Origin of the sequence: Pseudomonas sp. NBB (assembly GCF_032701105.1) — a bacterium.
GTDB classification, from domain to species: Bacteria; Pseudomonadota; Gammaproteobacteria; order Pseudomonadales; family Pseudomonadaceae; genus Aquipseudomonas; species Aquipseudomonas asiatica.
In genome coordinates, this window is record NZ_CP103994.1 from 1,502,300 (window position 1) to 1,516,020 (window position 13,721).

Here is a 13,721-nt window from a genome sequence, read left to right on the forward strand (position 1 = left end):
GCGTTGGCTTCTTCGCGGGTAAACCCGCTCCTACAGGGTCATGCGCCGGCCTTGAGGTGTGCGCTGTACCTGTGGGAGCGGGTTTACCCGCGAAAGGGCCCGTCCAGGCGCTAGAGAAACTAGCCCCTTACTCCATCTCGATGATCACCTGCTCCTGCCACATCTGCGGCAGTTTCTTCGAGCTCGCTTCCCAGGCCTCGGCATTCTTGATCGGCTGTGCAGCCTTGTACTGTTCGTTGGGCAGCAGCTTGGCCTGCACATCGTCCGGCAGCTTCAGGTGCTCGGCACGGATCGGCCGCGCATGCCCTTTGGCCAGGTTGATCTGCCCGGCATCGCTGAAGATGTATTCACGTGTCAGCTTGGCCGCATTCGGGTGCTTGGCGTACTTGTTGATGATGGTGGTATAGCCGGAGATCACCGAGCCATCCGACGGGATCAGCACTTCGAAACGCTTGGGGTCGATCTGTTCACGGTAGCTCAGGCCGTTGAAGTCCCACACCACGCCCACTTCCACCTCGCCCTTCTCCAGGGTCTGGATGGTCGGGTTGGCCAGCGACAGGCGCTTCTGCTGGGCCAGCTTGGTGAACAGTTGCAGGCCCGGTGCCAGGTTGGTCTCGTCACCCTTGTAGGCGATAGCCGCTGCCAGCACGCCGTTGGCGGCCTGGGCTGCGGTGCCGACGTCACCGATGGCAACCTTGTACTTGCCTTTTTCCAGGTCGTGCCAGGTCGTTGGCCGCTCGCCTTCCTTGACCAGGTCCTTGTTGATGATGAAGGCGATGGTGCCGGTATAGGCCAGCGCCCAGTGGCCGTCCTTGTCCTTGGCCCAGGTCGGCACCTGGTCCCAGGTGCTCGGCTTGTACGCTTGGCTCACGCCCTTGCTCACGGCGATCGGGCCGAAGGCGGCACCCACGTCGCCGATGTCGGCGCTGGCGTTGTCCTTCTCGGCTTCGAACTTGGCGATTTCCTGGGCCGAGCTCATGTCGGTGTCGCTGTGCTTCAGGCCGTACTTGCTGGCCAGGTCTTCCCAGGTGCCTTTCCAGTTGGCCCAGGCATCGGGCATGCCCACGCTGTTGACGTTGCCTTCCTTGCGGGCGGCGTCTTCCAGGGCCTTGAGGTCGGTATCGGCGGCCATTGCCGTGGTACACAGGGCGATGGCCGAACCGAGCAGTGACGCCATGAACAACTTTTTCATCCGAAGCTCCTTGGTGGGTGCCTTTAGCGATGGTTGTTATGAGTGAAGCCGTTGTCTGGTGACCGTTGGTCTAGGTCAGCAAACCTTGAGCCAAGGTAGGCTGCTTGCGTGACAGTTTGATGTAGGGAAGGGCCGATGAAGGCCCTGAAGCTACAGCGTAGACCACTGAACCGCCCCGGTTCTGCTGGCTTGGCGCGTTTCTGGCAGTGTCTGGTCAAAGCCTTGTCACAGGATGTTCATCAGCCCTGCCTAGGCTTGCACTATTCTCCAAGTGCCCTGTTCTGGGGCTGGACTAGTCCAGATAGGTAACCTTTGATGCAGCCGATGCCACCGCGTGCGGTAACAGCCATCTGTCACGCCCTGCAGGAACAGATAGAGCACGGCCTGCTGGCGCCGGGCGGCAAGCTGCCGGCCGAGCGCAAGCTCAGCGAGGTGTTCGATACCACGCGCATTACCCTGCGTGAGGCGCTGGTGCAGCTGGAAGCCCAGGGGCTGATCTACCGCGAAGAGCGTCGCGGCTGGTTCGTCGCGCCCGAGCGGCTGACCTACGACCTGATCGAGCGCAGCCACTTCCATGCCATGGTCCGCGACCAGGGGCGGGTGCCCAGTACCGAACTCTTGTCAGCTCGGCTGCAGCCGGCGTCGGCGGCCATCTGTGCGCGCTTGCAACTGCCTGCGTTGTCCAGCGTGGTACGTATCTGCCGGTTGCGGCGGATCGATGGGCGGGCGGTGCTGTATGCCGAGCACTACCTCAACCCCAGGTACTTCCCGGAGATTCTCGAGCAGGACCTGGCCCAGTCGCTGACCGAGATTTATGGGCGGGTGTACGGCATCCAGTATGGGCAGGTGTGCTTCGAGATCTTGCCGACGGCGTTGCCGGTGGAGGCAGCCGGTGCCTTGAAGGTGTCGGCGGGAAGCCCCGGGTTGCATATCACCCGGGTCAACAGTGACCAGCATGGGCACCTGATCGACTGCGACCTGGAGTATTGGCGGCATGATGCCATCCGCATCCGCGCCCAGGCGGGTTGAGGTGTTGGCTTCTTCGCGGGCTCGCCCGCTCCCACAGGGGCCGCACAGGTTTCAGCCTTTGCACAGTACTTGTGGGAGCGGGTTCACCCGCGAATAGGCCTTAACTGGAAGAACCGGCAGTCACTACCTGCACTGACAACCGTGGCGTTGCCAAATCCAGCCCGGCCTCATCCAGCTGCCGCTTCAAAGCCAGGTTGAAGGCCCGCGACACTTCCCATTGCTTGATCGGCGCAGTCTTGAACCGCGCACGCAAGATCGCCGACCCCGACTCGAAGCTCTCCACCCCCTGCAGCTCCAGCGGCGACCAGATGTTGCGGCGCATCAGCGGGTCGTTGCGCAGCTTCTGCCCCACTTCGCGAATCAGCGTGATGGCCTGGTCGATGTTCATGCTGTGCGGGATCGCCACGCGGAAGATCGCGTAGCCGAACTCGCGCGAGTAGTTCTTGATGCTCTTGATCTCGCTGAACGGGATGGTATGCACGATGCCGTCGATGTCACGCAGGCGTACGGTACGGATGGTCAGCCCCTCCACCGTGCCCAGGTGGCCGCCCACATCCACGTAGTCGTCGATGGCCAGCGAGTCCTCGATGATGATGAACAAGCCGGTGATCAGGTCGGCCACCAGCGACTGGGCACCAAAGCCGATGGCCAGGCCGATCACACCGGCACCCGCCAGCAGCGGGGTGACGTTCATGCCCATGTTGGCCAGGGCGACAATCACCGCGATGATGAAGATGACCACGAACATCACGTTGCGGATCAACGGCATCATGGTTTGCGCGCGGGCGTTGGCCAGGCCCCGGCGCGAGCGCACCAGGGCGTGGTGCACGGCGGTGTCGGCAAGGATCCACACCAGCCAGGCGACGATCAGCGTGCCGGCCAGGCCCAGCAGGCGCACGCTTATGTCGTGGCCGTCGCCCTCGGCGAAGCTGATCATCGACAGGCCCCACACACGCAGCCCCAGTTCGATGAACACCAGCCAGATGAACAGGTGCACCAGCAGGTAGCCGAAGTTGCGCAGGCGTTCGGCGTACACCGCCTGGCGCTTGCTGGCGCGCTTGGGGTTGGCGGCGTGGCGGCGCACCAGGCCGTTGAGCACCATGCACACCACCACCAACACCGTGCACATCAGCGACTGGCGCAGGGCGGTGCTGGTGTCGCCGGCCGAGATAAAGGTAGCGAACAGCGAAATCGCCACCAGGATCAGTGCTGGCACGAACCAGAAGCTGCCGAGGATCTCGATGGTGTCACTTAGGGTGCGCCGGGTCAGGCGCCGTGACAGCGGCTGGTTGCGGATCAGGTGGGCGATCGGGCGACGGAAGCGCAGGATGAACAGCCCGGTGCACAGCGCCGCGATCACGTTGGCCAGGGTAGCCAGGGCGTGGGCCAGGTGGGTGCCGAGGGCGACCATCAGGCGCGGATCGCTCATCGCTTCGCCAAACGCGGCGAAACTGCCGATCAGCCACAGCGGGCGGAAGGCCTGGTGGCGCAGGATGTACAGGGCGCGGTGGCGGTGGGGGCCGTCGAGCAGCGAGAAGGCAATCACGCAGATGGCCGAGAAGCAGGTGCCGACCACCAGTGCGTAGGCCAGCACCATGGCCAGCGACTTGCCCAGCGACGGCGGCAGCACGAAGCTCAGGTAAACGGTGAACACCAGCGCCACCAGCCATGGGCCCAGCTTGCGCAGGGCAAAGCGCACCAGATCCCAGGTGCGTGGGTGCTGCGGCAGTTCCTCGCTCAGGCCAAAACGCAGGCGTACCCGATGCCCGACCCAGTTGAAGGCGTAGGCCAGCACGCTCCAGACGGCGATGACGGCGGCAAAGCCGAACAGAATGGCCGGCCACTGGTGCACCGGCACCATCAACTCGGTCAGTTCGGCCTGGGCCTGTTCGATTTCCGCGGCCCAGCGATGGAACGGGCTGGCATCGCCGCTGAACTGCTTTTCGAAGTCCTGCAGGGCGCCGCCGATCAGGCCGAGCACGCCCTGTTCGACGGTGGGTTGCGATTGCCTGGTGGCGTCGCGCAGCTTTTTCAGGTCGGCCAGGAGTTTGGCCCGCTGCTGGTCGTTTTCCAGGTTCTTGATCACCTCGTCCAGCGACTTGCCCAGCGGTTCGCTGGCTTCTGGCTGCGCGGGCGCGCTGCCACCCAGCAGGCCTGGCAGGCCCGCAGCCTGTAACGGGGTGACAAACAGGAACAGCAGCAGGAACAGGCAACGCAGGAGAGCAGGCACTGGCAAAACTACCTCAGGTCAAACGATTGACCGAGTGTAGAGGTTCACGACGGCAGTTGCTCCAGGATTTTCCAGCAGGTGAGGCCGAAGATACCCAGTGTGCCGACCCACATCATCACAACGCCGATATTGCGCTCGCGCAGGCTGAAACCGATGGTCAGCAGCAACAGGAACAGAAACACCGGCACGAACAGGGACAGGAACGGGGACATGGACAGCAATCCTTTTGCAGTGGGGCCATGTAACAAGCATAGCGGGTAGCGGGCGAAGCGGGATTGACCTTCAGCAGGTGCGAGCAGGCCCGGCCTCTTCGCGGGTGAACCCGCTCCCACAGGAACTGTGCGGTACCTGTGGGAGCGGGTTTACCCGCGAAGAGGCCAGGCCTGCTTGCATCAAGGCATCAGGGCAACTCGCGGCAACGGTAGAAGGCGCTCAGCACCTTCACCAGGTGCGCCAGGTCATGGCTGCCGCACAGTTCGCGAATCGAATGCATGGCAAAGGTCGGCAAGCCTATATCCACCGTACGCACGCCCAGGTGGCTGGCGGCAATCGGCCCGATGGTCGAACCACAGCCCATGTCGCTGCGTACCACGAAGCTCTGCACCGGCACTTCCTCGGCCATGCACAGGTGACGGAAGAACCCGGCGGTTTCGCTGTTGGTAGCGTAGCGCTGGTTGTTGTTCACCTTGATTACCGGCCCGGCGTTGAGCTTGGGCCCGTGGTTGCCGTCGTGCTTGTCGGCGTAGTTGGGGTGCACGCCGTGGGCGTTGTCGGCCGACACCATCAGCGAGCGCTGGATGGTGCGCACGTAGGCGTCGCCATCCGGCAGCAGGCGTTGCAGGGTCTGCTCCAGCATCGGCCCGTCGGCGCCACAGGCCGAGCAGCTGCCGACTTCTTCATGGTCGTTGCACACCAGTACGCAGGTCTCGTCGCTGTCGGCGGCCAGCAGTGCCTGCAGGCCGGCATAGCACGACAACAGGTTGTCCAGGCGCGCGCCGGCGATGAAGTCGCCGTTCAGGCCGACCAGCGCGGCGTTTTGGGTGTCGTAGAAGCTCAGCTCGTAATCCAGCACCACGTCGGCGATCAGCTCGTGCTCGCGGGCCAGTTGCTCGGTGAGCAGGGCGCGGAAGTCGATGCGCTCGTCACCCGCCACCTGGGCCAGGATCGGCGGCAGCTCGTTCTGCGGGTTGATCGCCCAGCCTTCGTTGGCGGTGCGGTTGAGATGGATTGCCAGGTTGGGAATGACCGCGATCGGCAGCTTGAAGTCGATCAGCTGGCTTTCGACCTTGCCGTCTCGGCGATATGTGACCCGGCCGGCCAGCGACAGGTCGCGGTCGAACCATGGCGCCAGCAGGGCGCCGCCATACACTTCGACGCCCAGCTGCAGGAAGCCCTGGCGCTGCAGCTCGGGCTGCGGCTTGACCCGCAGGCACGGGCTGTCGGTGTGGGCACCGACCATGCGAATGCCGTTCAGCAACGGTGCCTGCTTGCCCAGCTTGATGGCGATGATCGACGAGTCGTTACGGGTGACGTAGTAGCGGCCGCCAGGTACCGTGACCCAGCTGTCGCGCTCGTCCAGGCGCTGGTAGCCGGCAGCTTCCAGGCGCTGGGCCAGGCTGGCGGTGGCATGGAAGGGCGTGGGGGAGGCCTTGAGGAAGTCGATAAGGCCAGAATTCAGTGCGTCGCGCATAGCTCACTCCAGACAGCAGTGGCGCGAGTTTAGCGTATTAGGTCGACAAATTGTGTCTGCCTCTTCGCGGCTGAAGCCTCTCCCACAGGTACTGCACAACCGTCGAAAGCGGTGCGGTCCCTGTGGGAGCGGCTTTAGCCGCGAAGAGGCCAGTACAGGCTGTACACAATCAGAAGGGCGCAGGGCACTCGAACTTCAACCGCTCCCCGGACACCGGGTGGGTAAAGCTCAGCATCGAGGCATGCAGGCACAACCGCTCATGGGCAGCCAGTGCCTCGGGGTTGGCATACAGCCGGTCGCCCAGCAGCGGGTGCCCGATCGACAGCATGTGCACGCGCAACTGGTGCGAACGCCCGGTAATCGGTGTCAGCTCTACCCGGCAGTAATCACCGCAGCGCTCGACGATGCGCCAGAAGGTCAGCGCATGCTTGCCCTGCTCGTGGTCCACCACATGCCGTGGCTTGGTCGGCGGGTCGTAGCGCAGCGGCAGGTCGATGCTGCCGCTGTCCAGCGCCGGCTGGCCCCAGCACAGCGCGGTGTAGGCCTTTTCGGTTTCGCGGTCGTGGAACTGGCGCGACAGCTCACGATGGCTGTCGGCATCCCGTGCCAGCAGGATGATGCCGGAAGTTTCCCAGTCCAGGCGGTGCACGATCAGCGCGTCGGGGTAGCCGTTTTCCTGCAGGCGAGTGATCAGGCAGTCCTTGTTGTCCTCGGTGCGGCCGGGTACCGACAGCAGCAGGGTCGGTTTGTTGATCACCAGGATGGCGGCGTCTTCGTGCAGGATCTGGATGTTGGACAGCGGCATTGCTTGGTCTCGGTTATATCGGGGAAAACACTGGGGCCGCCTTGCGGCCCATCGCGACACAAGGCCGCTCCTACAGGGGAAATGCATAACCCTTGTAGGAGCGGCCTTGTGTCGCGATGGGCTGCAAAGCAGCCCCAATGATCAAAACCTGGTCGCCGGATCAGCGATCCGGCAAGGTGATGTTCAGCTCCAGAATCGAGCAGCTACCCTGGTTTTCCAGCTCGATATGCACATCATCGTTGCCGATGTTCACATATTTGCGGATCACTTCCAGCAGTTCTTTCTGCAGCGCTGGCAGGTAGTCCGGTTCGCTGCGTTGGCCGCGCTCGTGCGCCACGATGATCTGTAGACGCTCTTTCGCTACCGACGCGCTGGTCTGTTTCTGTCTGCCACGAAAGAAGTCAAAAAGGTTCATGGTTTACTTGCCTCCAAACAGGCGCGCGAAGAATCCTTGCTTCGGCACTTCGATGAACCGCAGGGGCTTTTCTTTGCCCAGCAGACGGTCGACGGTATCGCTATAGGCCTGGCCGGCATCGCTCTGGTCGTCGAGGATGACCGGGATACCCTGGTTGGAAGCCTTGAGCACTGCCTGGCTCTCGGGGATCACACCCTTGAGCTTGATCGCCAGGATCTCTTCGACGTCGGCGATGCTCAGCATTTCGCCCTTTTCCACGCGCTCCGGGTGGTAGCGGGTGATAAGCAGGTGTTCCTTGATCGGCTCTTCGCCGTTCTCGGAGCGGCGCGACTTGCTCGACAGGATGCCCAGCATGCGGTCGGAGTCTCGTACCGAGGATACCTCGGGGTTGGTGACCACGACGGCTTCGTCGGCAAAGTACATGGCCAGGTGTGCGCCTTTCTCGATACCGGCCGGCGAGTCGCAGATGACGAAGTCGAAGTCTTTCTTCAGCTCCATCAGGACCTTTTCCACGCCTTCCTGGGTCAGCGCGTCCTTGTCACGGGTCTGGCTGGCGGCCAGCACGTACAGGTTCTCGAGGCGCTTGTCCTTGATCAGGGCCTGTTGCAGGTTGGCTTCGCCGTTGACCACGTTGACGAAGTCGTACACCACGCGGCGTTCGCAGCCCATGATCAGGTCGAGGTTACGCAGGCCCACGTCGAAGTCGACGATGACGGTCTTGTGGCCACGCAGTGCGAGGCCGGTACCAATGGCGGCGCTGGTGGTGGTCTTGCCCACACCCCCCTTGCCGGAAGTAACCACGATAATCTTGGCCAAGGTGTTTCACCCCTAAAATAATCGGGACACACGTCCCTGCAAAAATACAAATAAATGGCAACGGTAAGAAAAGTTGCACTAAAAATGCTGGCAAGTATCCGTTAAAGACGGGTGATGTTCAACACGTCGCCAGACAGGCTGACTTGCACGCCGGTACCCCACAGCGGGTCGCGGCGCAGGTCCTCGCAGACCTTGTACTGGCCGGCGATGGAGACCATTTCGGCGGTCATCTGCTGACAGAAGATACGTGCCTTGGTGTTGCCTTTGATGCCGGCCAGGGCGCGGCCGCGCATGGCGCCGTACACATGGATGTTGCCATCGGCCAGAAGTTCCGCCCCCGGGCTGACCGAAGCGGTCACCACCAGGTCGCCGCCCTGGGCGTAGATCTGCTGGCCGCCACGTACTGGCGTAGTGATGATGCGGGTCGGGCGTACCTCGGGTTCGAGGATTGGTGGCGGGACAGGGGCCGGCTCGGGCTTCTTCACCTCGGGTTCGGGCTCCAGCGGCCGCTCGCGCGCGCCGGATGGCGGCAGCACCGGCAGGTCGATGGCGATGGCGGCGGCGATGTCCTCGATGCGGTTGGCACGGATGGCCAGGGTACGCAGGCCGTGGTGGCGGCAGATCCGCATCAAGCCGGGCAGGTCGATTGCCCCCTCGTCGGCCGGCAGCTTGTCCAGCGCCAGCACCAGTGGCGTGTTGCTGAAGAAGTTCGGTGCCTGGGCGACTTTGGCCGCCAGTTGGCGGTCGAGGGCTTCAAGGTCATTGCGCGCCAGCTCCAGCACTGTAATGGCGAGCATGCTGCCCTTGAGCTGGAACACGGAGGCGGTGTCGGGTGTGTGGTTTGGGCTCATGGTCTGCATAGACGGCTTGTTGCGAAAAAAGTGCCCTGACTTATAACGATAAGACCGGTTGCCCGCAACATGCGCTGATCCGTTGTAGAATGCGCGGCCTTTGTCTTTCCGGAAGCTTCAATGGAACGCCCGCGTTTTCGTCCCTATTTCCTTCACCCACGTTTCTGGGGCCTGTGGCTGGGCCTGGGCCTGCTGTGGCTGGTGGTCCAGTTGCCGTATCGGGTCCTGTTGAAAGTCGGTGCCGCGCTGGGAGCGGTGATGTACCGCTTTGCCGGTGAGCGGCGGCGCATTGCCGCGCGCAACCTGGAGCTGTGCTTCCCGGAGCTGTCGGTCGACGAACGGCAGCGCCTGCTCAAGGCCAACTTCGCCTCCACCGGTATCGCCTTCTTCGAAATGGCCATGAGCTGGTGGTGGCCCAAGGCCCGGTTGGCGCGCCTGGCCCATGTCGAGGGGCTGGAGCACTTGCAGGCCGCCCAGCAGGCGGGGCAGGGGGCCATTCTGATGGCGGTGCACTTCACCACCCTGGAGATCGGCGCCGCACTGCTGGGCCAGCATCACACCATCGATGGCATGTACCGTGAGCACGGCAACCCGCTGTTCGACTTCATCCAGCGCAGCGGCCGCGAGCGGCATAACCTCGACTCGCTGGCGGTGGAGCGCGAGGATGTGCGCGGCATGCTCAAGCTGCTGCGTTCGGGCCGGGCGATCTGGTACGCACCCGACCAGGACTACGGCGCCAAGCAGAGCCTGTTCGTGCCGCTGTTCGGCATCCCGGCGGCGACGGTGACCGCTACCACCAAGTTTGCCCGGTTGGGCAAGGCGCAGGTGATTCCGTTCACCCAGAAGCGCCTGGAGGACGGCAGCGGCTATCGCCTGGTGGTCCACCCGCCGCTGGCGGATTTCCCCGGGGAGAGCGAAGAGGCTGACTGCCTGCGAATCAACCAGTGGGTGGAAAGCGTGTTGCGCGAATGCCCCGAGCAGTACCTTTGGGCGCATCGCCGGTTCAAGTCGCGACCCGAAGGGGAGCCGCGGCTGTATGACAAGAAGAAGCGCTGAATTTTGTTTTGCCTGTGCCGGCCCTTTCGCGGGTGAACCCGCTCCCACAGGTATTGCACAGCCTTCAAGGCCGGTGAAGAACCTGTAGGAGCGGGTTTACCCGCGAAAGGGCCGGCACTGACAGCCCACCAACCCCAGGAAGGACTCCAATGGCCCCACCCCCGGTAACCGGTCTTATCCTTTCTGGCGGCGGCGCCCGCGCCGCCTACCAGGTGGGCGTGCTGGCCGGCATTGCCGAATTGCTGCCCGCCGGCGCGCACAACCCGTTCCCGGTCATCGTGGGCACCTCCGCCGGGGCCATCAACGCCGTCACCCTGGCCAGCGGCGCCACCCATTTCAGCGATGCCGTACAACGGCTCACCGCCTTCTGGCAGAACTTCCGCAGCCACCTGGTCATCCGCAGCGACTGGCCCGGTGTAGTCCGCCAGGCCAGCCGCTTCGTCGCCCACAACCTGCTGGGCGTGGGTGGCCCGGCGCCAGTGGCGCTCCTGGACAGCAGCCCATTGCGCGGCTTGCTGCAGGCGCACCTGAACCTGGACGGCATCGCCCACTCCCTGGCCGCCGAGCAACTGCGCGCCGTCGCGGTGACCGCGTTTGGCTACGAGTCCGGCCAGGCGGTAACCTTCTACCAGGGCCGCGGCACCATCGAAGCCTGGTTGCGCCATCGCCGTATCGGCATGCCCACGCCATTGACCATCGATCATCTGCTGGCCAGCGCGGCCATCCCGTTGCTGTTCGCCCCGGTGCGGCTGGGTGATGAATATTTCGGCGATGGTGCGGTGCGCCAGTCGGCACCGATCAGCCCGGCCCTGCACCTGGGCGCCAGCCGGGTACTGGTAGTCGGGGTCAGTGGCAACCCGCAGCGGCCGGCGCCACCGTTGCCGACCCAGCGCGTGTTCAGCGGCCAGCAGCCGAGCCTGGCGCAGATCGGCGGGCACATGCTCAACAGTACGTTCATTGACAGCCTGGAAGACGACATCGAGCTGCTGCAGCGCCTCAACCACCTGAGCCACCTGTTGCCGGCGCACCTGGACGCCCGGCGCTTGGGCCTGGCGCCGATCGACGTGCTGGTGGTGGCGCCCAGCCAGCCGCTGGACGAGATTGCCGCGCGACATCGGCGCGAGTTGCCGGCGGCGTTGCGCATGTTCCTGCGTGGGCCGGGGGCGACGCGTACCAGCGGGGCGGGGGTGTTGAGCTATTTGCTGTTCGAGGCCAGTTACTGCAGCGAGCTGATAGAGCTGGGGCGAAAGGATGCCTTGGCCAAGAAGCGGGAGCTTTGCCAGTTCCTGGGGATTTGATGTTGCTTGTGCCGGCCTCTTCGCGGGTAAACCCGCTCCCACAGGGATCGCACGATACCCGCGAAGAGGCCTGGCCTGCCTACTCGGCTATCTGCAACTTGCGCGCCTGGGTATACACATACCGCACCTTCTCGTACTCGAACGGCGAGTTGAGCTGGCCATAGCGGAATTTGGTGCTGTAGCGCTTGTCCACCACGCGCAGCACGGAGATTTCCGGGTGGTCGCTGCTGGCTTCGGCCACGTTCAGGTAGTTGATCGCCTGTTCGCCTGCATAGTCCACCACCAGCCCGGTGGTATCGCGCAGGTTCGAAGGCCCCAGCACCGGCAGCATCAGGTACGGCCCGTCCGGTACGCCATAGAAGCCCAAGGTCTGGCCAAAGTCTTCACTTTGCCGCGGCAGGCCCATCTTGGTTGCCGGGTCCCAAAGCCCACCCACGCCGATGATGGTGTTGAACATCAGCCGCGCGGTGATCTCGGCCGAGCGCTTGGCCTTGAGCTGCAACACGCTGTTGAACAGGTTCGGCACGTCGCCCAGGTTGTTGAAGAAGTTGGTCACCCCGGTGCGCACGAAGCGCGGGGTGACGTATTGGTAGCCGCTTACCATCGGCAGCAGCACCCATTGGTCCAGACGGTAGTTGAAGTGATAGACGCGCCGGTTGATCGACTCCAGCGGGTCGTACACGTTCAGCGCTTGCAGGGTGGAGCGCTCGAACTCGCGCTGGTCCAGCCCCGGGTTGAATTTCAGCTCACGCAGCGGGTCGAGGAAACCATCGGTCTCGGGCGCCAGTGGCGCTTCGGTGACTTGCGGGTCGGCCTCGACCACGCTGGCCCGGGGGGCGGTTTCGGCAGCCAGGGCGTGGCCGGCGGCGAACAGGGCAGTGGCGAAGAGGAGTTTGTTAACCACGGAAGAACTCCAGCATGGCGTCACTGTTGACGCGGTAATTGAGGTTGCCGCAATGGCCGCCATGGGGGTAAAGGGTCAGACGCTCACCGAACACCTTGCGCAGGAAGCCGATGTCACCAGGGCCGAGGATGACGTCGTCGGCGTTGTGCATCACGGCGATCTTGTCGCTGCTGCTCAGGTAGTCTTCAAGTGCATACAGGCTGACCTGGTTGACCAGTTGCAGGATGCTGTTGCCGTCGGTCCGGGCGCGCCACATGGGGATGACCTGCTCGGTCATGTAGCAGTCGAAGTCGCACTGCAGGGCACGCTTGAAGAATGGCGTGAGGCTGCTGCCCTCGGTGATCGGGAACTTCGGCGGAATGATCAGGCCGCGGCGGTTGATCAGGTCGGAGGTAAAGGCAATGTCGGCTGCCGAGAAGCGGAACGAGGTGCCGATCAGCATGGCCATCTGCTCGTTGGACAGGTGCTGGCGCGACTGCTGGAAGTCGTACAGCAAGGCCTCATTGAGGTCGATGTAGCCCTTTTCCTGGAAGTAGCGGGTCAGCTTGGCCAACATCAGCTCGTAGAAGGTGGTGCTGCGGTCGATGCCCTTGACCTGGGTCTGCACCAGCTTGTCTAGGTTGTTGATCGAGGTGTACAGGTTGACCGGCGGGTTCAGCAGCAGTACACGCTTGAAGTTGAAGCTGCGGCGGGTTTCGTCCAGGTGGCTGACAAAGGCAGCGTCGAGTGCGCCCAGGCTGTAGCCGGTGAGGTAGAACTCGCTGATCGGCAGGCGCGGGTGCTGGGCACGCACGGCCTGCATCACCCGGTACATGTCTTCGGCATCCTCCTGGCTGACGCCTGGGGTGGCGAAGCGCGAGGCGGCGCTCATGAAGTCGTAACTGGTTGGCGACGACAGCTGCACCACGTGGAAGCCGGCCTGGTAGAACAGCTTCTTCAGGTATTCGTTGATGCTGCTGGTGTAGGGCGCACCGGTGCCGGCGATGATGAAGATCAGCGGCGCCTCGCGGTCCTGGCGGGCCAGGCGGTACTTGAGCTTTTTCACCGCCCAGAAATTGTCCGGCAGAGTGAATTCACGGTCCGGGCGCAGGTTGAGGCTGTAGTCGGACTGGTTGATTTCGTCATCTTCGGGCAGGGTGGGGCGCTGGTCCGGTGGCGTGGTGGCGATGGTTGCCTCGAACGGGTTGGTCAAGGGGAAACCATAGCTCGCGGCGTCGATATCCCGCGCCGAAGCGGCCACAGCCATGAGCAGGCCACCGAGCAAGGCAGCGAGGCGCAAAGATCGAAGCATGTAATCCCCCAAAAGAACGCAAGGTCGAGCAGTGTGCAGGCTAGGACCACAACGGGCCGGGCAAAGTTGCCAGGTGCGGTGGTCTTTGGTGTGCTTGTTATCTGCAACATAGCTGCAGGGATGTGATTTTGCCTTACAACTGGG

13 protein-coding genes are annotated in these 13,721 nt (G+C 63.5%); 3 read left to right on the forward strand and 10 right to left on the reverse strand.

Annotation, left to right across the window (positions count from 1 at the left end; genetic code table 11):
* Positions 1–127: 127 nt before the first annotated feature.
* Positions 128–1,192 (reverse strand): ABC transporter substrate-binding protein, encoded by a 1,065-nt coding sequence (locus NY023_RS07070; protein ID WP_013971417.1) that lies wholly within the window; start codon positions 1,190–1,192, stop codon positions 128–130.
* Between the two features lie 315 nt (positions 1,193–1,507).
* On the opposite strand from NY023_RS07070, the gene phnR reads away from it, so the two are divergent.
* Positions 1,508–2,221 carry a phosphonate utilization transcriptional regulator PhnR gene (gene phnR, locus NY023_RS07075; protein WP_013971418.1) on the forward strand — a complete coding sequence of 238 codons (714 nt, stop codon included), beginning with the start codon at positions 1,508–1,510 and terminating at the stop codon, positions 2,219–2,221.
* Positions 2,222–2,321: 100 nt separating this feature from the next.
* Here the strand turns inward: phnR and NY023_RS07080 are convergent, their stop codons facing one another.
* The 7 genes from NY023_RS07080 to minC form a co-directional block, all read right to left on the reverse strand.
* On the reverse strand, positions 2,322–4,451 hold the full coding sequence (locus tag NY023_RS07080) for a mechanosensitive ion channel family protein (RefSeq protein ID WP_013971419.1): 2,130 nt from the start codon (positions 4,449–4,451) through the stop codon (positions 2,322–2,324).
* Positions 4,452–4,495: 44 nt separating this feature from the next.
* Positions 4,496–4,663: a hypothetical protein gene (locus NY023_RS07085; RefSeq protein ID WP_003260099.1), complete on the reverse strand. Its 168-nt coding sequence runs from the start codon at positions 4,661–4,663 to the stop codon at positions 4,496–4,498.
* Between the two features lie 188 nt (positions 4,664–4,851).
* Positions 4,852–6,141 (reverse strand): M18 family aminopeptidase, encoded by a 1,290-nt coding sequence (locus tag NY023_RS07090; RefSeq protein ID WP_013971420.1) that lies wholly within the window; start codon positions 6,139–6,141, stop codon positions 4,852–4,854.
* 169 nt (positions 6,142–6,310) lie between these two features.
* Positions 6,311–6,946 (reverse strand): RluA family pseudouridine synthase, encoded by a 636-nt coding sequence (locus tag NY023_RS07095; RefSeq protein ID WP_013971421.1) that lies wholly within the window; start codon positions 6,944–6,946, stop codon positions 6,311–6,313.
* A 160-nt stretch (positions 6,947–7,106) separates the two neighbouring features.
* The gene (gene minE / locus NY023_RS07100) at positions 7,107–7,361 is read right to left on the reverse strand and encodes a cell division topological specificity factor MinE (protein WP_003252572.1); all 255 of its coding nucleotides are present in this window, start codon (positions 7,359–7,361) and stop codon (positions 7,107–7,109) included.
* A 3-nt stretch (positions 7,362–7,364) separates the two neighbouring features.
* Complete coding sequence (minD, locus tag NY023_RS07105) at positions 7,365–8,177, reverse strand: septum site-determining protein MinD (protein ID WP_013971423.1); 813 nt, start codon at positions 8,175–8,177, stop codon at positions 7,365–7,367.
* Between the two features lie 101 nt (positions 8,178–8,278).
* Positions 8,279–9,037, reverse strand: a complete 759-nt coding sequence (gene minC / locus NY023_RS07110) for a septum site-determining protein MinC (RefSeq protein WP_013971424.1) — start codon at positions 9,035–9,037, stop codon at positions 8,279–8,281.
* A gap of 111 nt (positions 9,038–9,148) precedes the next feature.
* Here minC and NY023_RS07115 point away from each other — a divergent pair, with 111 nt between their 5' ends.
* Positions 9,149–10,084, forward strand: a complete 936-nt coding sequence (locus NY023_RS07115; protein ID WP_013971425.1) for a lipid A biosynthesis lauroyl acyltransferase — start codon at positions 9,149–9,151, stop codon at positions 10,082–10,084.
* 149 nt (positions 10,085–10,233) lie between these two features.
* On the forward strand, positions 10,234–11,382 hold the full coding sequence (locus tag NY023_RS07120) for a patatin-like phospholipase family protein (protein WP_013971426.1): 1,149 nt from the start codon (positions 10,234–10,236) through the stop codon (positions 11,380–11,382).
* Between the two features lie 79 nt (positions 11,383–11,461).
* Here NY023_RS07120 and NY023_RS07125 read toward each other — a convergent pair whose 3' ends face one another.
* Both NY023_RS07125 and NY023_RS07130 read right to left on the reverse strand, forming a co-directional pair.
* The gene (locus NY023_RS07125) at positions 11,462–12,205 is read right to left on the reverse strand and encodes a VacJ family lipoprotein (RefSeq protein ID WP_043936071.1); all 744 of its coding nucleotides are present in this window, start codon (positions 12,203–12,205) and stop codon (positions 11,462–11,464) included.
* A gap of 73 nt (positions 12,206–12,278) precedes the next feature.
* The gene (locus tag NY023_RS07130; protein ID WP_003260096.1) at positions 12,279–13,577 is read right to left on the reverse strand and encodes a hypothetical protein; all 1,299 of its coding nucleotides are present in this window, start codon (positions 13,575–13,577) and stop codon (positions 12,279–12,281) included.
* Between the last annotated feature and the right edge of the window lie 144 nt (positions 13,578–13,721).